The organism is Streptomyces sp. NPDC047002, assembly GCF_040704505.1.
Lineage (GTDB): Bacteria > Actinomycetota > Actinomycetes > Streptomycetales > Streptomycetaceae > Streptomyces.
Genome location: NZ_JBEYWC010000032.1, coordinates 1 through 18,199, shown reverse-complemented (window position 1 = coordinate 18,199; position 18,199 = coordinate 1). Strand labels below are relative to the sequence as shown.

Here is an 18,199-nt window from a genome sequence, read left to right as displayed (position 1 = left end):
GGGTACGGTGGACGGCGTGTGCGACAAGATCCCCGACGCCGCCCCCGACCCCGCCGTCCCGCCGCACTCCGCGACGACCGTGGAGCGCGGCGCGTTCTGCTCCGCGCGCTGCAGCTGCGGCTGGCGCGGCCCCGCCCGCAGATCCCGTGACCTCGCCCGCGCCGACGCCCGCACCCACGAGACGGCAGGCCAGGGCCTCTGATCCGGGCCCCGCTGCCGCGGTCCCGGCGGCCGGGCGCCGCGTTTCCCACCACCCCCTCCCCGCGCGGGACGCCTCCCTCGTACCGTCGGGTACTGGCGAAGGACGCGCCCCACGGGACATTCCCCACACTCCTGTCCTTCGCGGGAGGGGTCGACCACATGAGCAGTCCCACCGCAGCGCCGGACGGCGGCGCGCCCGGATCCACGCCCGCGCCCGGACGCACAGGCCCCGCAGCAAAACGGCCGGTGCGGCGCAGGTCCGTGCTGGCAGCCGTGTCGGCGCTGGCCGCCACCGCCCTCGCGGGCTGCGACGACGGCGGTGCGCCCGGCCCCGGCCGCACCTCGGGCGCCACCCCCTCGGACACCCGCACGACCGGTCCCGCCCCGTCCTCCGCCTCCCCCGGCGCGCCCAGCTGGAGCGCGCTCGGCAAGGGCCTCGACGGCGACCTGATACGGCCGGGCGACGCCGACTACACGGCGGCGCGGCAGCTCTACAACACCCGCTACGACGGCCTGAAACCGGCCGCGGTCGCCTATGTGAGCGGCGAGGACGACATCAGGGAGTGCCTCGCGTTCGCCCGCGCGCACCGCACGCCCGTCGCGATACGCGGCGGCGGCCACTCGTACGGCGGCTGGTCGAGCGGCAACGGCCGCCTCGTCGTCGACGTCTCGCGGCTCGACTCCGTCGAGGCCACGGCCGGCGGCGCCACCGTCGGCGCGGGCGCCCGGCTCGCCGGGGTCTACCGGGCGCTCGCCGAGCGCGGCCGCACGATCCCCGCCGGGTCCTGCCCCACGGTCGGCGTCGCCGGTCTCGCGCTCGGCGGCGGGCACGGCGTCACCTCGCGCGCGTACGGCCTGGCCTGCGACAGCCTCACCTCGGCCACCCTCGTCACCGCCGACGGCACGACCCGCACCGTCGACTCCGGCCGCGACAGCGACCTGTTCTGGGCCCTGCGCGGCGCGGGCAACGGCAACTTCGGCGTGGTCACCTCGCTGCGCTTCCGTACCCACCCGGCGCCCGAGGGCGTCGTCGCGTTCCTCAACTGGCCCTGGGCGCGGGCGGACGCCCTGCTCGCCTCCTGGCAGGAGTGGGGCCCTGACCAGCCCGACGAGATCTGGTCGTCGCTGCACTTCGACGCGGGCCCCGGCGGAGTGGCGCCGACCGCCTCGGTGAGCGTGTTCTCCCTCGGCGGCGAGGCGGACCTGCACACCGCGGTCGACCGGCTCGCCGACCGCGCGGGCGGCCCGGGCCCTGCGAGCTCCGTCTCCCTGCGCACCCGCGGCTTCGAGGACGCCATGGGGGTCTTCGGCGGCTGCTCGGGCCTGAGCGGCGCCCAGTGCGCCCTGCCCGGCACGCTCCCCGGCCGCTCCGACCAGGGCGCGCTGCGGCGCGAGACCTACGCGGCCGCCTCCGACTTCTACGACAGGTCCCTCGACGCCGGGGGCCGCAGGGCGCTGCTCGGCGCGGTCGAGGCGTTCACCCGGCTGCCCGTTTCCCAGGGCGGCGGCGCCTCGCTCGCCCTGACGGCGCTCGGCGGCGCCGTGAACCGGGTCGCCCCCTCGGCGACCGCGTTCGTCCACCGCCGCTCCCGGATGCTCGCCCAGTACGTGGCGTCCTGGCAGCCGGACGGCACCGGCAGCGCCCACCGCGCCTGGCTCGGCACCACGCACGGCGCGCTGCGGCGGTACGCGTCGGGCGCCGCGTACCAGAACTACGCGGACCCCACGCTCTCCGACTGGCGCACCGCCTACTACGGCTCGGCCGCCGGCCGCCTGGCCCGGCTGAAGAAGCAGTACGACCCGGACGGCCTCTTCGCCTTCGCGCAGGGGCTGTAGGGGATCCGGGGCCTGGGGCCGGCCTCGGGAGCCGGCGACTCCCCGGGGCCCTGCGGGCCGCAGGGGGCGGCCGGGGGTGACCCGTTCCCCCGGACGGCTCACCGGCGTTGCCGCGCGGGGCGGCTGCGGATGGCCTGGTTCCATGCCTGCTGCCGCGCCGCCCCCGCCCCTGCCCATGGCCGTGCCCCTGCCCACGGCCCCGCCCGCACGCCGCCGCCCCCGCACGCTCGCCGCGGTCGCGGCGGCCGCGCTGCTCGTGCTGGCGGCCGCGGGCACCGCCGCCGCGGTGGACGGGCCCACGCAGCCGGGGAAACTGACCCTGATCAGCACGGCGGACGGCGCGGCTCTCGCCGACGCGCACGGCACGCCCCTCTACCTGCGGAGCGCCGACCGGCGCGGCACGCCGGACTGCACCGGCCGGTGCGCCGCCCTCTTCCCGCCCGCGGTGGGTTCGCCCACCCGGGCCCACGGCGTCACCGGCGCGCTCACCCGCTCCCCGCACCACGCCCCTGGCAGCACGCTCCCGCAGGTCGTCTACGCGGGCCATCCCCTCTACTACTACGCGAAGGACCGCCCCCACCACCGCCCCGAGGGCCGGCGCGTCGACGGCTTCCGGCTGGTCGCCCCCGACGGCACCCCGCTCCCGCCGCCGGGCGGCGAGATCGGCACGGCGACCTCCCGCCCGCAGCACCCGGCCCCCACATCACCCGCAGGCGCCGGACACCGCACGTCCCCCTACACCACGTCCGACACAGCAGCCCCACCGGCCCGCTCGCACACGGGCACCCCACCGGCCGCCTCCCGAACGGCGGCCCCGACCGCCGTGCCGGCCGGCTCCGCCGCAGCGGTCCCGTCCGTACCGCGGGCCTCGGCCGCCGTGGTGGGGGCGCTCCAGGTGACGCCGTCCGGGGCGGCGGACGGGGGCGCCGTGCACCCGGTGGCGGTCGTCGCCGACCGGTCGGCCGCCGCCGTCGCGGCCCGCGTCGCCCTCGTCATCGGGGCGGCGGCCGCGGCCTGCGCGGTCTGCCTCGTGACCGTGCGCAGGCTGCGCGGCACCCCGGCGGGCGGTGAGCACTGACGGCCGGGAACCGCGCGCCCGCGCCCCGCTTCCACCGGGCCGTCACGCTGCTCGCGCTGCTCGCCGGGGTGTGCGCCGCGGCCGCCCTCGCCCTCCAGCTGTGGCCCGCGCGCGCCGGGTCGCAGGCCGCGCCGCCGCCGCAGTCGACGGCAGCGCCTGGCCCGGTGCCGGTCACCGAGGCGGACAGCGTGCCCGTGCGGCTGCGCGTCCCTGCGCTCGGCCTGACCGCAGGGGTGCTGCCGCTCGCGCTCGACGCCTCGGGCGGCCTCGACGTGCCGGGCTTCGCGGACGCGGCGAAGGCGGGCTGGTACGCGCTGGGCCCGCGGCCCGGCCGGCCAGGCCCCGCCGTGTTCGTCGGCCACCGGGACGCGCCGGACAACACGTACGTGCACGGCAGGCGCGTCGGCCGGGCGCGGCTGCGCGACGGCGCCTTCGCCAGGATCGGCAGGCTGCGTCCGGGCGACCGGGTCGACGTGGAGCGCGGCGACGGCGCCCACGTGACGTTCCGGGTGACGCGCGTCGACACGTACCCGACGCGCCGCTTTCCCACGGCGCGGGTGTACGGACCGACGCGGGACGCGGAACTGCGCCTGATCACCTGCGGAGGGCTGATCGGGCCCGACGGGCACTGGGACGCGAACGTGGTGGTCAGCGCGGTGGCCGTGGCAGGGAGCAGCGGCCGCTGAGGCGCGGCGGCGCCGCGCGGCGGGCCCGGCTCAGGCCGCGAGGTTGGTGTCGTCGGGCCGCGGGTCACCCACGCCCAGCTCGCGGGTGTCGGCGGGGAGGGGTCCCGCTTCCCTCAGGCCGTCCTCGCCATCCCCCTCTTCCCCGCCGTCCGCCGTGCCCGCGGTCTCCAGTGCGCCGGAGCGGCGCGACCTGACGAGGCGTCCTGCCCGGGACGCGGCGAGCGCCGAGGCCAGCGGGGTCAGCAGCGCCATGGCGACCGGGGTGAGCAGCAGCGCGACGGCGGTGCCGAGGGCGAAGCCGCCGATGACGTCCGTCGGGTAGTGGACGCCGACGTAGACCTGGGTGAAGCCCTCCACGACGGCGAGCCCGATCGCGGCGAGCCCGTACGTGCGGTGCACGACGAAGAGGCCGACGCCGATCGCCATGGCCAGCGTCGCCTGGCTGCTGACGAACGCGAAGCCGTGGTGGCCGGAGACCAGGACGTCGAGGTCCTTGTGGTCGACGGACGGGCGCGGCCGCGCCACGAAGCGGCGCACCGGCACATTGACGAGCAGCGCGGCGCCCGCGGCGAGCGGCGCCCAGATCAGCCCGGCGACCGCGCTCACGGAGTCGCGGACGGAGCCGCGGCGCCTGACCGCGAGCCAGCAGGCGAGCACGGTGACGACGAGGGCGAGCGTGATGCCGTACTGCCCGAGAAACTCCACCGCACGGTCGAACCACGACGGGGCGCTGTGCGCCAGCCCGTTGATGTCGTAGAGCAGGCTGACATCGGGGTTCGAACCGTCGAGTGCGAGTACAGCCATTGCCGCGGCCCCTTGCCTCTTGCCTGGCCCTTGCCTCTCGGCCGTGTGCCCTGTCGGACCCGCCGCACCGCGCGTGACATGTGACACATGGCAGGCGGTCGGCGACGGGCAGTCAGTCCAGGGAACGGCCTGCGCGCGGCCCGCGTTCCGGACTCCACCGAACGATCACCATGACGTTACCGAAGAGTGACCCATCGCCCCAGCTCAGGGCCTCGACTTGACGCAGAGTGAGCATCTGCGGAGGGGCCCACGCCCCTCGCGCCCCACCCGTCCCACCGGTGCGTCGGCCCGAGGCGTCCCGGCCCGCGCACGCCGGGGCGCGCGCCCGCTCACGCCGAAGCGGGCAGGTCCTTCGGCAGCGAAGCTGCACCGGACGCGGTGACCCGGGTCGCGCCGAAGTAGTCCGGGCTGTCGATCTTGTCGAAGCGGATCTTCGCGCCGGTGTGCGGCGCGTCGATCATGTACCCGCCGCCCACATAGATGCCGACGTGGTGGATGGCCCGCGAGTTGGACAGGTCGTTGGAGAAGAACACCAGGTCACCGGGGAGCAGCTCGCTCCGCGACGGGTGCGGGCCCGCGTTGTACTGGTCGTTCGCCACGCGCGGCAGCTCCACCCCGACGGTCCGGTACGCCGCCTGCGTCAGGCCAGAGCAGTCGAACCTGCCGCCCTGCTCGGGCGTGCCGTTGCCGCCCCACAGGTACGGCGTGCCCAGCTTGCCCTGCGCGAAGTCGATCGCCCCCGCCGCCTGCCGCGTCGGCGGCACCCGCCCCACCGGCTTCGCGAAGCTCTTGGCGAGCGTGGTGATCCGCGCGACGTAGTCCTGCGTCTCCTTGTACGGCGGCACCCCGTTGTGCTGGATGACCGCGTACGTACCGGCGTTGTAGGCCGCGAGCATGTTGTCGGTCACGTCGCCCGGCACATGCTGCACGTTCTTCGCCAGCTCGCAGTCGTACGCAGCGGCCGAGGCGATCGCGTCCGCCGGGTCGAATATGTCCCGGTCGCCGTCGCCGTCGCCGTCCACCGCGTGCGCGGCCCACGTCGACGGGAGGAACTGCGCCATGCCGAACGCGTTCGCCGGACTCTTCGCCGTCGGATTCCAGCCACTCTCCTGGTAGAGCTGCGCGGCCAGCAGCGGCTCGCTGATCGCCGAGCACGTGTTGCCGAAGCGCTCCACCAGCGACTGGTACGCCGCGGGCACCGCGCCCTTCGCCAGGCCGACCACCGCGCCGCCCGCGCCGCCCGCGAGCCCCGAGGCCGCCACGAACGTCCCCACGACGAGCAGCCCCACGAACCCGGCCCCGCACCCACCGACGGCGCCGCCGACCACCCACGCCTTGCGCACCGTCAGACACCCCTCTCCCGCGGCACGGAGCCAGTGACGCGCACATTTTAGGCGCGAAAGCCCCCGCTCAGACGGCCGCGCCCGAGGACGACCAGAAGTCGTCCCGCACGTTCGGCCACGGCACGGGCCCGCCCTGGTGGTCGGGCCCGTCGGAGGGGGTACGGGGACGCGGCACGGCCGAGCGCTCGACGCACGGGGTGTCCACCTCGAAGTAGACCTGCCCCCGCGCCCCCACGCTCAGACTGATCGCGAACCCGTCCGGCGCCTGGGCGTAGATCGCCGGGAACTCCTTGCTGACGTGCACGGACTTGACGGTGTATCCGGCACGGCGCCAGTACCTGTCCACGACGCCGAGGAAGGCCCCCCTGCGGTACTCCGAGACCTCCGTCATCACGGCACGCCTACGGGTGAGGTCGCAGATCCCGACCGTCGTCTCACCGTGCGTCCAGCGCACCGCGGGCCGTACAGCGGCGAACGTGCCGTCGAGCATCGCGTCCGCGCGGTAGGCCGCTTCCTCCATGTCCATCCTCGAACCACCCTCCGCCCCCGGGGCCGGGGGCCCCGCGAGACCGCATCCGCTCAACAACGCCGCCAGAACCAGTACGTACGCGTACCGGCGCCTCACCTGGGGGCCTCGCCCCGCACGTCGCGGCCGTAGCCCGCGGTGACACGGGCGATGCTGTCGGCGGACTCCGGGTCCCTGGTCCGGTCGAAGTAGTGCGAGTGGGCGGGCACCGCGCCGTCCGTGAAAAGCGCGGGGCCGTCGGACACCGCGAACCTCCTGGCCCCGAACGCCTTGCTCGCCGGGTCCCTGCCGAACCAGAGGTCGTCGCCCTCGCGGTCCGCCAGGCCCCCCGCGGCCCGGGCAGCGACCGGGCCTGCCAGCACGAGCCCGAGCGCGCCCGCCTCCACCTGCCGCGGCGAAGGAAGCCTCGTCACGACGTCGTTCTCCGCCGCGCCCACGAACACGTGGTCCCTCCCGACTCCCAGGTCCTTCGCCCGGTCGACCCCCACGCCGGGGCTGCCGACCAGGACGATGTCGTCCGCGCCAGGGATTCCCCCGGGGAGCCGCGCGGCAGCTCCGACCGTACGAGAACCGTACGAATGGCCGATCGCCGTCAGATGCAGGTCGTCATGCGTGTTCGTCGCCACCAGACCGCCCATGAACCGGTCGTACGCGCTCCCGCCGGCCTCCGCGGCGCCGATACCCGCGACCCCGGCGCTCTGCGGTGCGTCGTAGCCGAGCCAGGCGATCGCCGCGACGGACCTGTCGAACTTCTCGGCCCCGAGGACGGTGTCCCGCGCCCGCTTCAGGTCCCCCTCGGCGAAGTCCTCGTCCAGGCCCGTGCCGAGGCCCGGCACGTACGCGGCGACGTTGCGCGCGGTGTCCGGGTTGCCGAAGGAGACGATCGCCCTGCCGTTGCCCTCGTTCCCGATGCCCAGCAGATACGGCCTCGGGTGACCGCCGGCGGCCAGCTGCTCCCTGATCCGCCGCAGCCCCGCGAGGCGCTCGCGCGAGGCGTCGTCCCGCCGGTGCGCGAGGCGGCCGATCAGGGCGTCCAGGTTGGTGCGGTTGGCGCGGTCCCTGACGGCCGCAGGGATGCCGTCGAGGTTGCCGACCAGTTCGGGGCAGTCCTCCTCGTACGCCGCGCGCAGCGCGGGCGGGAGGCCGTCCCACCAGCCCTTGACCGCCGCGGGCGCGGCGCCCGCGGGCACGGCGCGGCGCAGGTCGCCCGCCGCGTCCCGCCGCATCGCCGCGCTCACGGCGACATCCGGTGCGCCGCCGGGCGCGCGATCCGCCGTCAGGGCGCGCAGCTCGGCCGCGTACCGCGCGTCGACCGCGCGGGCCAGCGCCACGGCGCGGCCGATCGCCTCGGCGACCTCGCGGGCCCGCGCCGCGCCCGGGTTGGGGGACCGCAGGGGCTGCCCCGCCCCGGCCACGGGCAGCCACGCGTCCGCGGCCGCCCGGCCCCCGGGCACCAGCCCGGTGCCTGCCCCGGCCCCGGCCTCCCCGAACAGCGTCCCGCCCTGCACCTCCGCCGCGGGATAGCCGACGGAGCCGTCCGCGTGCACGGTGAACCGCAGCGACTCCGCCTCGTCCAGCGCCTCCCGCAGCGCCCGCTGCGCGCCCCGCAGCTCGTCGGCGAGCCTCTTCAGCGCCGCGGCGACGAGTCCGCACTCGGCGCCCGCGTACGCGAAGTCCCCGCTCAGCACCCGCAGCCTGCCCACCGCCGCCCGCGCGGCCGCGCCCTCCTGCGACTGCGCGAGGCGTAGGCGCACCTGCCGGTCGGCCCGCTCGCGTGCGTCGCCCGCCCGGTGCGCGGCCAGGTCCCAGCCGTCCGCCGCCGCCTCCAACTCACCGCACCGCAGGTCCCGCAGGCCCGTCCAGGTCAGCCCGCTCCCGGACGCGGGTACGCGCTCGGCCGCCGCCGCGGTCACGCCGTACCGCCGTCTCTGCCGCCGCCAAACGCCGCACCCACGACGGCGGAGGCGTCCGCACCACTCGACGCACCAGCACCAGCACCAGCCGACCCAGCCGCCCCGGCAGAGTGGCCGGCACCACCCGACGTCCCCGTCGCAGCCCCGAACGTCCCCCGGATCACCGCCTCCCGCGCCCCCTGCGCCTCCGCCACCCCGACCAGCGCACGCGCCACCTCCTCGCACTCGACGGCCGCCGCGTCGAACCGCCGCTCCCAGGAGCCGCGTACGTCGCCGAGCGCCCCCGCGGCGGCCAGCGCGCCGAGCCCCGCCGCCACCCCCTCGTGCGCACGGGCGAACTCCGCGCCGACCGGGGCGATCCGCCCGCCCGCCTCGCGCAGCGCGGCAGCCGCGGCCGTCCACGCCTCGTCGCTGTGGACGAGCCTGCGCCCGCGCGCGCCGCGCCAGGCGTCCGGCGCCAGGACGCCGCGCCCCACCGAACCCGTCACGTCGAACAGCTGCTGCCAGGTGGCCACGCGCGTGGCCGTACGCTCCGTCATTCCCGCGCCCTCGAACGGCACTTCGCCGCCCGTCGGCGAAGCAGGGGCCCGCACTCTGTCAAAACCGGACGCTCCACGCCCTGGGGAGCAAAAGGGGGCGCAGGCGGCGTACGCGCGCGCCGGTGCCCCCGCCGACCGGGCCGCCGCCCCGCGCCCGCCGGGCCCAGGACCTGCCGCGACGCCCCCGCGCCTGCCCGTTCCGCTTCACCCGGACGACGGACCCGGCGCGCTTGCGCACGCGCGCGCACGCCTCCTGACGGGGCAGCCGGAACGCGGCGCCGCACGGGCCCGCGCCCGCCGTGCGGCGGGCCGCCCGGTTCTGCGTCGAGGTGTATCAACGACAGTCATTGCCCGGAGTCACGCACCGTGATACACAGAGTGACCATCCGCATTCGCGCACGTGGTGCTCCGGGCCAGGTCAGGGCAACACTATCGGTCATATGTGCGGGGATCGGGTAAAGAGAGCCACCAACCGGCGTACGGGGCGGGTTCCATCAGCGATGATTGGACCTGACCCGTGCCATGGGGGCGCGGGCAGCGAAAGACCCAACAGGGGCGGTGAGTTACATGTACCTGGCGGCCGACAAGGGCAGCATCGACACCATCATCGGTGGCATCGCCCCCAACTGGGGCCCGTTCTCCAGCCTGGGCAACGAGGCCAAGGTCATGGTCGAGGTGGTGATGGCGGTGGCCATCCTCCTCTGCCTCGGCATCGCGATCTGGGGCGCGGCCAAGCAGCGCATCGGCGCGACGGCGCTCCGGGACACGTTCAGCGCGGAGCAGGGCAAGGGCCTGATCGTCGCGGGACTGACGGGAGTCTTCATCATCGGTTCCCTCGGCACCCTGTTCACGATCGTGTACGGCATGGCGGTCTGACGGCCGGTCGGCCGGCGGCGGGGGGCCACCGCCCGCACCCCGCCGCCGGCCACCGCGCACCGGCCGGGCCCGAGCCCGTACGACCCGCGCTCCCGGCCACCCGCACCCCGGCGGGGCCCGGCCCACCCACGGCACGCGGCCCCTCCCCGCACCCGACCGGCGCCACCCGCCGCCCGGCCGCCCAGGGCCCACGACGGCCACCCGCCCCCGACACACGACCCGATCCGAATCCGCCCGTCGCGCCCACCGGCTGAGGATGCGCCCCTTCGATGTCCCGCCTGCTGATGCCACCAAGGACCCCGGCCGCACCCCCGCGCCCCGCGGCGCGGGCGACCCCGCGCATGGATTCGCAGCGGGCTTCGCGATCGCGGACGCTGTTAACGATTTCCCTGACGCCCGATCACCGCGGGACCCCCGCACGCGGCCCGGCGGGGCTACCGTCGTACGTGGGCGTACGCGGCGGCGCGCACGGTGAAGGGGACAGGCGATGAGCTACGGCGACGAGCACGACTACCACGGCGATCCCGGCCAGACACGCACCCGCCTGCCCGAGGGCGACGACGGCTACGGCGCCCCGAGGCGCCCCGTGCGCGCCTCGCGCTCCCTCATCACGGTCGTCGGCGTCGTGGTCCTCCTCGTCGCCGCGATCGCCTTCGCGAACCGCGGCGGCGGAAGCCACGACTCCGCCTCCGCCGGCGGCGACCGCCCAGGCGCGGGCGGCGGCGCGGCGGCCGACCCCACGGCGCCGAGCGGCGTCACACCGGTCAAGGGCACAGCGAACACCGCGACGGGCATCCCGTCCGGCTTCGCCGACGACCAGCAGGGCGCCGCGAGCGCCGCCGCCAACTACGCGGTCGCGCTGGGCTCCTCCGGCATGTTCCACGCCGACACCCGCCACGCGATCCTCGACACCCTCTACACGCCGTCCGCCGCCGCCAAGCTCACCGGCAGCCTGGACGCCGCCTACTCCACCGACTTCCTCTCCCAACTCGGCCTCGACGCCCACGGCGACGCCCCCCAGGGCTCCACCTTCGTCTCCCGCACCATCCCGGTCGGCACCAAGGTCGAGAGCTACAGCACCGGCGCGGCCAAGGTCAGCGTCTGGTACACGGGCCTCATCGGCATGGCAGGCACAGACTCCAAGAACCCGGTCACCACCACCTGGAAGACGGGGACCTTCGACCTGCGCTGGACCGCCGGCACGTGGAAGGCCACGGCCTACACGCAGAAGAACGGCCCGGCCCCCGTGCCAGGCGACGACGCCGCGTCCACGTCGGATCAGATCAGCAAGGCTGTCGAGCAGTTCGGAGGCTTCACATATGCAAGGTAGCCCGAGCCACGCCCACAGCCCTGCCCGCCCGCCCGCGCCCGCCGCCGATCACGGAGCGGCCCTCGGCCGGCGCCGGGTCCCGGCCGCCGACGGCGCGGCCGGGCGGCTTCTGCCGCGCCCCCGCTCCGTCCTGGCCGCCCTGGCCGGCGCCCAGGCCGCCGTGTTCTTCTTCGCCGCCCGCGCGGCCGCGGCCCCGTCCCCCGCGCCGACGCCGAGCGACAAGTGCGCCGACTCGGTCCCCGGCCCCATCAGCGACCTCTGCGACAAGGGAAGCAGCGGCGGCGGCTCCTCCAGCCTGCTCCCCGGTGCCGACGCCCTCGACCCCCTCTCCTCCCTCGGCCGGGGCTGTGCCGACGCCGCGGCCTGGACCGTGGGGAAGCTGTCGTCCGCCGTGAAGGAGACGGCCAACGTCGACTTCACCAACCCCTCGTTCCTGCGCCAGTACGCCGTCGTCTTCGCCGCCTCCACCATCCTCACGCTCGTCCTGTGGCTGCTCGCCGTCGCCAAGCGGGCCATCAGGGGCGTGCCGCTGACCACCGCGATCTCCGAGGCGGTCGGCTTCCTCTGGCTGACCGTCCTCGCCTCCGCGTTCACCCCGCTCATCCTGTACACGGTCGTCTCCGCCGTGGACAGCGTCACCGACGTCATCTCCAAGAGCACCGGCGGCCAGAGCGACGTGTTCTTCGGCGGCTTCCAGGACGCTCTGAAGAAGGGCAGCGACATCGGCGGCGGCCCGATCATGCTGATCGTGGTCTCCCTCGTGTCGATCCTCGCGGCCGGCGTCCTCTGGCTCGAACTCGTCATCAGGGCCGCCCTGCTCTACGTCGGCGCCCTCCTCGGCACCGTCGTCTACGCGGGCCTCGTCGACAAGAACATGTGGGGCCACGTACGCCGCTGGGCCGGCATCATGATCGCCGTGGTCATGGTGAAACCCGTGATCGTCGTCGTCCTGAGCCTCGCCGGCGCCCTCTCGGGCGACACCGGCCCCGACGCGTTCTCCGCCGTCGTCTCCGGCCTCGCCATCATCCTGCTCGCGATCTTCGCCTCCGCCATGATCTACCGCTTCGTGCCCGGCTTCGGCGACGAGATCGCCTCCTCGCGCGCGGGCCGCAAACAGGCCACGGACGGCTCCCAGGCCGCCGCCGTCATCTCCTCGCCCGCCAACCTCGTCGCCCAGGGCATCAAGACCCACTCAAGCCGCGCCCCCCAGCGCAGCGGCAGCGGCGAGGGCGGCGGGGAAGGCGGCGGCGCCAGGCCCGCCAACCCGATGGGCGGCGGCGTCGCAGCGCACGGCTCCCGCCCGTCCCCTTCCGGGGGCGGGGCAGGCGGCGGACATGTTCCCTCCGCCGCACCCCCGCCCCGCAGCAGCAGTCCCACCAGCGGCACCCCGCACGGCTCGCGCTCCACGGGCGGCGGCGCCGGCGGCCCAGGCACCAACAGCAGGAGGTAGAGGGCGTTGACCACCCAGTCCCACCCGATCGCGCCCCGTCGCACGTATCTCATCGGCCGGGCGAGGCCCAACGCGATCGTCGGCAAGAACCGCGAGACCGGCGAGATCGCCCTGATCATCGCCGGCGCGTTCCTCGGCATGATGAGCGGCCTCATCGTGCCGGTGCTGTCCCTGCGGATCGTGTTCCTGATGGGCTTCCCGCTGCTCGCGCTCGCCGCCGTCTACGTGCCGTACAAGCACCGTACGTTCTACAAGTGGTTCGAGATCAACCGCAGTTACAAGCGCATCCTGCGCCGCGGCACGACGTACAGGTCGCCCGCGATGGAGGCGGGCACGTCCTTCGACGGCCGCGAGATCGAGATCGGCCCGCCGCCCGGCATCGGCCATGTCAACTGGCTGGCGGCGCCGTTCGGCCCCGACGAGATCGCCGTACTGCTGCACGCCGACCGCCGCACGGTCACCGCCGCCATCGAGATCGAGGGCCCGGGCGTCGGCCTCCGCGACAGCGAGGACCAGGAGGCCCTCGTCGACCGGTTCGGCACGCTGCTCAAGCACGTCGCCAACGGCGACGGCTTCGTCACCCGCCTCCAGATGCTCGCCCGCACCCTGCCGGCCGACCCGGACGCGCACGCCAAGGACGTCGCCCAGCGCGGCGACCACGACTCCCCCGCCTGGCTGCGCGACTCCTACGACCAGCTCCAGTCGATGGTCTCCACGTCGAGCGAGCAGCACCGCGCCTACCTCGTCGCGTGCATGCACTTCAACCGCGAACTGGCCGCCGAGGCCCAGGCCATGGCGCGTGCCGCCCGCCAGGCGGGCGGCACGCGCCGCCGCCTCGACCACGACGCGGGCCTCGCCATCGTCATGGCCCGCGAGCTGACCGACATCTGCGCCCGCCTCGCCGAGGCCGACATCCGGGTGCGCCAGCCCCTCGGCCAGGCCCGCCTCGCGTCCCTCGTCCACTCGATGTACGACCCCGACCACCCCATCGACCACATCCAGGCGATGACGAAACGAAACGCCTGGCCGGCCGAGCTCGACGCGGTCGAACCCACGTACCTCAAGGCCAAGACCCGCGAGTCCGCGACCCGCGCCCCCTGGTGCCACTCCACCGCCTGGGTCAAGGAGTGGCCCATGACCCCGGTCGGCGTCAACTTCCTCGCCCCGCTCCTCGTCCACACCCCCGACGTGATCCGCACGGTCGCCGTCACCATGGACCTGGAGCCCACCGAGATCGCCATCGAGCGGATGCTCACCGAGAAGACCAACGACGAGGCCGAGGCGAGCCGCGCCGCCAAGATGAACCGCACGGTCGACCCGCGCGACATCGCCGCACACGGCCGGCTCGACCAGCGGGGTGAAGATCTGGCGAGCGGCGCCGCAGGCGTCAACCTCGTCGGGTACATCACCGTGTCGTCCCGCTCGCCTGAGGCCCTCGCCCGCGACAAGCGGACGATCAGGGCGTCCGCCGGCAAGTCGTACCTCAAGCTGGAGTGGTGCGACCGCGAGCACCACAGGGCGTTCGTGAACACCCTGCCGTTCGCCACCGGCATCCGCCGGTGACACCCGCCGACCCCGAGCACCACCGCCACTGCCACCACAGCCGCCACCTCGACCGCAGCAAGCACCGAGGCGAGCACCGCGGCCACCACCGCCGCCACGACGACCGCCGCCCGAACGACCGCCGAGCCGAAAGGGGTCCGCGATGAAAGATCCGCTGTCCGTCATCACGGACGCGTTCACCAGCTTCCTGTTCGGGGCCGTGGAGACCACCCGGCTGCCCGTACGCACCTCCACGGGCCAGGCCCAGGCCGTCTACCTGCCCACGGCCGCGCCAGGACTCGGCGACAGCGGCGTGATCATCGGCCGCGAGGTCTACAGCGGCAAGGGCTACATCTACGACCCCTTCCAGCTCTACGGACAGCAACTGCCCGCCCCGCACTGGCTCGTGCTCGGCGAGTCGGGCAACGGCAAGTCCGCGCTGGAGAAGACGTACGTCCTGCGGCAACTGCGCTTCCGCGACCGGCAGGTCGTCGTCCTCGACGCGCAGGGCGAGGACGGCGCCGGCGAGTGGAACCTCATCGCCCAGGAGCTGGGGATAACCCCCATCAGGCTCGACGCGATGGCCGCCCTCGACGACGGCATCCGCCTCAACCCGCTGGACCCCGCCATCACCACCACGGGCCAGCTGGCGCTGCTGCGCACCATCATCGAGGTCGCCATGGGCCACGGCCTCGACGAGCGCTCCGGCTTCGCCCTCAAGGTCGCCCACGCCTACGTCAACGAGACCATCACCGAGCGCCAGCCCGTGCTGATGGACATCGTCGAGCAACTCCGCCACCCCAAGCCCGAGTCGGCGGAGGCCATGAACGTCGACCTGGACGACGTACGGGCCTGGGGCCTCGACGTCGCCCTTGTCCTCGACCGGCTGGTCGACGGCGACCTGCGCGGCATGTTCGACGGCCCGACCACCATCGGCATCGACCTCGACGCGCCCCTCATCGTCTTCGACCTCTCCCACATCGACCGCAACTCGATCGCCATGCCGATCCTCATGGCCATCGTCGGCGTCTGGCTCGAACACACCTGGATCCGCCCCGACAGGAAGAAGCGCATCTTCCTCGTCGAGGAGGCGTGGCACATCATCAACAGCCCGTTCGTCGCGCAGCTGTTCCAGCGGCTGCTGAAGTTCGGCCGGCGCCTCGGCCTGTCCTTCGTCGCCGTCGTGCACCACCTCTCCGACGTGGTCGACGGCGCCGCGGCCAAGGAGGCTGCCGCCATCCTCAAGATGGCGTCGACCAGGACGATCTACGCGCAGAAGGCCGACGAGGCACGCGCCACCGGCCGAGTGCTCGGCCTGCCCCGCTGGGCCGTCGAGATCATCCCGACCCTCACCCCCGGCATCGCCGTGTGGGACGTCAACGGCAACGTGCAGGTCGTCAAGCACCTCGTCACCGAGGCGGAGCGCCCGCTCGTCTTCACCGACCGCGCGATGACGGAGGACTCCGCGGTCCCCGGGCCGCAGAGCGGCGAAGCCAACCCCGTGCCGTACGAGTCGCTGCCCGACGACCTCAGGGCCGCCGAGTGGGAGACCGAGCAGCGGGCCGCCCGCCTCGAACACCAGCGGCGCCTCAACGAGTCGTCAGAGTCGACGGTGGCGTGAGCCCATGGCACGAGACGACGCGTACCCGCAGCCCCGCCCGCCGCACGACGCGCGCGGCGGGCGGTCGGGGGGCCGCCGCCAGGGCGGCATCCCCGACGGCGCCCTGATCGGCCTGATCGCCTTCGTGCTCGGCCTGACGGTCCTCGTGTGGACCGCGACAGGGCTCGGCGGCCTGTTCACCCACGGCGCCTGGCCCTCAGGGGTGGCCTTCACCCGCACCCCCGGCGCGATGCGCTCCCTGGTCACCCACCCGCACGACCTGGCCGCCGCCTGGCCCGCCACACCGAAGGACCGGCTCTCCGGCTACGGCCTGTTCTGGGGCCTGCTGATCAGCCAGCTGATGGTGCTGACCGTCCTCACCGTGTTCGTCCTCGGCACCCTGGCCCGCTGGCGCGCCGTACGAGCCGCCCGCCGCACCCGCCACCCGTCCCCCGGGACCACGGAACCGTATGCGGAACAGCCGTACGGGGAACGGCCTTACGGGGAACGGCCGTACGGGGAACGGCCTCACGCACAGGGCCCGTACATGCAGGAGCCGTACCCCCGGAGCCCGTACGGCCACCCCGCGCACACCGCACACCCCGAGCCCCTGCACACGGCGCATGAGCTCCCCGGGGAGCAGCTCCCTCCGGCCCCCGCGCCCCTCACGCCCACCGGAGCCACGCCGGACGCGCCACCACCGGCCCCGGCGGCCGGCCAGGACCCCCAGTCCCCGCACGCCCCCGCCGTACCGGCCGTCCCCCTGCCCGGCCAACGCGCCCCGCAGCAGGTCCACTACGGCGACGCCGCGACCCGCAGGCCCACCGCTGTCGCCGCGATCAGGGACGCGGAGGGCCCTGCCCTCGTCGTCACCTCCAACCCCGCCGTGTGGGACGACACCAAGGACGCACGGGCCAAGCTCGGGCCCGTCCTCGTCTTCGACCCCGGCCACCTCTGCGACACCCCCGCCAGGCTGCGCTGGTCGCCCACCACCGGCTGCGAGGACCCCGCGACGGCCACCGACCGCGCCATCGCCCTGCTGGCCCCCGTACGCCCGCACGCGGCCCTCGACGCGGCCATGGCCGACACCGCGGAGACCCTGCTGCGCTGCTGGCTGCACGCCGCGGCGGTGGACGGCCGCCCCTTCCGCCAGGTGCACCGCTGGGCCCAGGGCACCGGCGCCCAGGAGGCCGTACGCGTCCTGCGCACCCACCCGAAGGCCGCGGCCGGCTACGCGGGCCTCCTGGAGAGCGCCCTCACCGCGCACCGCGAACGCCGGGAGATCGCACAGCAGTTGGCCGCCCGCACGGTGGAAGCGCTCTCCTCCGTGCACATCCGGGACGCCGTCACATTCAACCGAAATGACGCCGTCTCACTGGAGTCTTTCGCGGCGGAAGGGGGGACACTGTACGTGGTGGGTGAACCTCTTGAGGATCCCCGCTCACGCCCCGGCGCGATGCCGCTGCTGACGGCTCTCGCCTCGCACGTGGTCGAGCACGGCCGCCGCATGGCCGCCAGGTCACCTGACGGCCGGCTCGACCCACCAATGTCCCTCGTCCTGGACGACGTCGCCGCGGTCGCCCCGCTGCCGATGCTCCCGGACCTGCTGGCCACGGGCCGCGCCCAGGGCCTCCCGCCGCTCGCCCTGATGCGCTCCCGCGAACAGGCCCGCAGCCGCTGGCCCCACCACACCCTCGCCGACGCGCCCTGAACGCGCGGAGCCCGGACCCACCCCCACCGCCGAGGTCGCCGCGCTATCGGCGCGGGCGCTCCAGGGCCATCTCCAGCTCCTGCGTGCTCGGGTCCGGCGCGAACGGGATCTCAAGGCCGGTCGGTACGAACCCCAGCCTGGCATACGCGGCACGGGCGCGGGCGTTCTCCTCGTGGACGTAGAGCCGCACCAGCTCCAGCGGGGGATTGTCCAGCGACCAGGCCCACGAGAGCCCCGCGTCCATCAGCGCCCCGATGAGCCCCGTGCCGCGCTGCTCCGGCCGCACGAAGACACTCACGACGTGGCCCTGTGCCTGCTTGATCACGGTGTTCAGGAAGTCCAGACTGCCCGTTTCCTCCACGCGGACGGTCAGCGCCCCCGACCAGGTCCCGTCCGGCGCCTCCGCGATGAACTGGCGCGCCCGCCCGCCTCCGCCGGCCACGCGCTCCCGCCAGAAGGAGTCCGGCCGCGCGAGCGACTGCTCGTACGTCTCCAGGAAGGCGATGGGAGCGGCGGGGTCCTGGAGCCCCAGCAGCCGCAGCTCCCTGGCCTTCTCCCACTCCTCGGGCCGCACGGCACGGATCTCATGGTTCATGCAGCCGATGATCCCCCGGCTCCCCGCCGCCCCGCAACGAAAAAGCCCCTGCCCCCGCCCCCGACTGCCCCATAAACGCAGAAAGGGCCCGCACCACCCGGCGCGGGCCCTCCCTCTTTATTCAATAATTGTTCGGCGGCGACCTACTCTCCCACAAGGTCCCCCTTGC

The 18,199-nt window shown here is 74.8% G+C and carries 15 protein-coding genes and 1 pseudogene; 10 read left to right on the top strand and 6 right to left on the bottom strand.

From position 1 onward, the window contains the following. The first annotated feature begins 16 nt into the window (after window positions 1–16). From AB0910_RS25020 to AB0910_RS25005, 4 genes are all read left to right on the top strand, one after another. The gene (locus tag AB0910_RS25020; RefSeq protein WP_366746879.1) at window positions 17–202 is read left to right on the top strand and encodes a hypothetical protein; all 186 of its coding nucleotides are present in this window, start codon (window positions 17–19) and stop codon (window positions 200–202) included. A 245-nt stretch (window positions 203–447) separates the two neighbouring features. Then, the gene (locus AB0910_RS25015) at window positions 448–2,037 is read left to right on the top strand and encodes an FAD-binding oxidoreductase (RefSeq protein WP_366746936.1); all 1,590 of its coding nucleotides are present in this window, start codon (window positions 448–450) and stop codon (window positions 2,035–2,037) included. 142 nt (window positions 2,038–2,179) lie between these two features. Further along, window positions 2,180–3,115, top strand: a complete 936-nt coding sequence (locus AB0910_RS25010) for a hypothetical protein (RefSeq protein WP_366746878.1) — start codon at window positions 2,180–2,182, stop codon at window positions 3,113–3,115. Window positions 3,116–3,183: 68 nt separating this feature from the next. Continuing rightward, entirely contained in the window at window positions 3,184–3,801 is a 618-nt protein-coding gene (locus tag AB0910_RS25005) for a sortase (RefSeq protein ID WP_366746877.1), read from the top strand. Window positions 3,802–3,831: 30 nt separating this feature from the next. On the opposite strand, the gene AB0910_RS25000 is transcribed toward AB0910_RS25005, so the two are convergent. From AB0910_RS25000 to AB0910_RS24980, 5 genes are all read right to left on the bottom strand, one after another. Continuing rightward, window positions 3,832–4,605 carry a phosphatase PAP2 family protein gene (locus AB0910_RS25000; RefSeq protein WP_366746876.1) on the bottom strand — a complete coding sequence of 258 codons (774 nt, stop codon included), beginning with the start codon at window positions 4,603–4,605 and terminating at the stop codon, window positions 3,832–3,834. Between the two features lie 329 nt (window positions 4,606–4,934). Then, a complete protein-coding gene (locus AB0910_RS24995; protein ID WP_366746875.1) occupies window positions 4,935–5,948 on the bottom strand; it encodes an NlpC/P60 family protein in 1,014 nt (337 codons plus the stop codon). Window positions 5,949–6,015: 67 nt separating this feature from the next. Beyond that, window positions 6,016–6,474: a hypothetical protein gene (locus AB0910_RS24990; RefSeq protein ID WP_366746874.1), complete on the bottom strand. Its 459-nt coding sequence runs from the start codon at window positions 6,472–6,474 to the stop codon at window positions 6,016–6,018. 95 nt (window positions 6,475–6,569) lie between these two features. After that, window positions 6,570–8,387, bottom strand: coding sequence for an alpha/beta hydrolase (locus AB0910_RS24985; RefSeq protein ID WP_366746873.1), 1,818 nt, complete (start codon window positions 8,385–8,387; stop codon window positions 6,570–6,572). Beyond that, window positions 8,384–8,926: a hypothetical protein gene (locus AB0910_RS24980; RefSeq protein WP_366746872.1), complete on the bottom strand. Its 543-nt coding sequence runs from the start codon at window positions 8,924–8,926 to the stop codon at window positions 8,384–8,386. Before AB0910_RS24980 ends, AB0910_RS24985 begins: the two co-directional genes overlap by 4 nt. 567 nt (window positions 8,927–9,493) lie before the next feature. Between AB0910_RS24980 and AB0910_RS24975 the strand changes: the two genes are divergently transcribed. The 6 genes and pseudogenes from AB0910_RS24975 to AB0910_RS24950 all read left to right on the top strand — a co-directional run bounded on the left by AB0910_RS24975 (window position 9,494) and on the right by AB0910_RS24950 (window position 17,435). Continuing rightward, window positions 9,494–9,802, top strand: coding sequence for a hypothetical protein (locus AB0910_RS24975; RefSeq protein ID WP_366746935.1), 309 nt, complete (start codon window positions 9,494–9,496; stop codon window positions 9,800–9,802). A 487-nt stretch (window positions 9,803–10,289) separates the two neighbouring features. Continuing rightward, window positions 10,290–11,132, top strand: a complete 843-nt coding sequence (locus tag AB0910_RS24970; RefSeq protein ID WP_366746871.1) for a hypothetical protein — start codon at window positions 10,290–10,292, stop codon at window positions 11,130–11,132. 130 nt (window positions 11,133–11,262) lie between these two features. After that, window positions 11,263–12,592: pseudogene (locus AB0910_RS24965) on the top strand (hypothetical protein). Continuing rightward, window positions 12,589–14,145: an SCO6880 family protein gene (locus tag AB0910_RS24960; protein ID WP_366746870.1), complete on the top strand. Its 1,557-nt coding sequence runs from the start codon at window positions 12,589–12,591 to the stop codon at window positions 14,143–14,145. The pseudogene AB0910_RS24965 and the gene AB0910_RS24960 overlap by 4 nt, the downstream one beginning before the upstream one ends. Window positions 14,146–14,287: 142 nt before the next feature. Continuing rightward, window positions 14,288–15,745, top strand: coding sequence for an ATP-binding protein (locus tag AB0910_RS24955; RefSeq protein WP_366746869.1), 1,458 nt, complete (start codon window positions 14,288–14,290; stop codon window positions 15,743–15,745). A gap of 4 nt (window positions 15,746–15,749) precedes the next feature. Then, complete coding sequence (locus AB0910_RS24950) at window positions 15,750–17,435, top strand: type VI secretion protein (RefSeq protein ID WP_366746868.1); 1,686 nt, start codon at window positions 15,750–15,752, stop codon at window positions 17,433–17,435. Between the two features lie 43 nt (window positions 17,436–17,478). Here AB0910_RS24950 and AB0910_RS24945 read toward each other — a convergent pair whose 3' ends face one another. Continuing rightward, on the bottom strand, window positions 17,479–18,030 hold the full coding sequence (locus AB0910_RS24945; RefSeq protein WP_366746867.1) for a GNAT family N-acetyltransferase: 552 nt from the start codon (window positions 18,028–18,030) through the stop codon (window positions 17,479–17,481). Window positions 18,031–18,199: the final 169 nt, after the last annotated feature.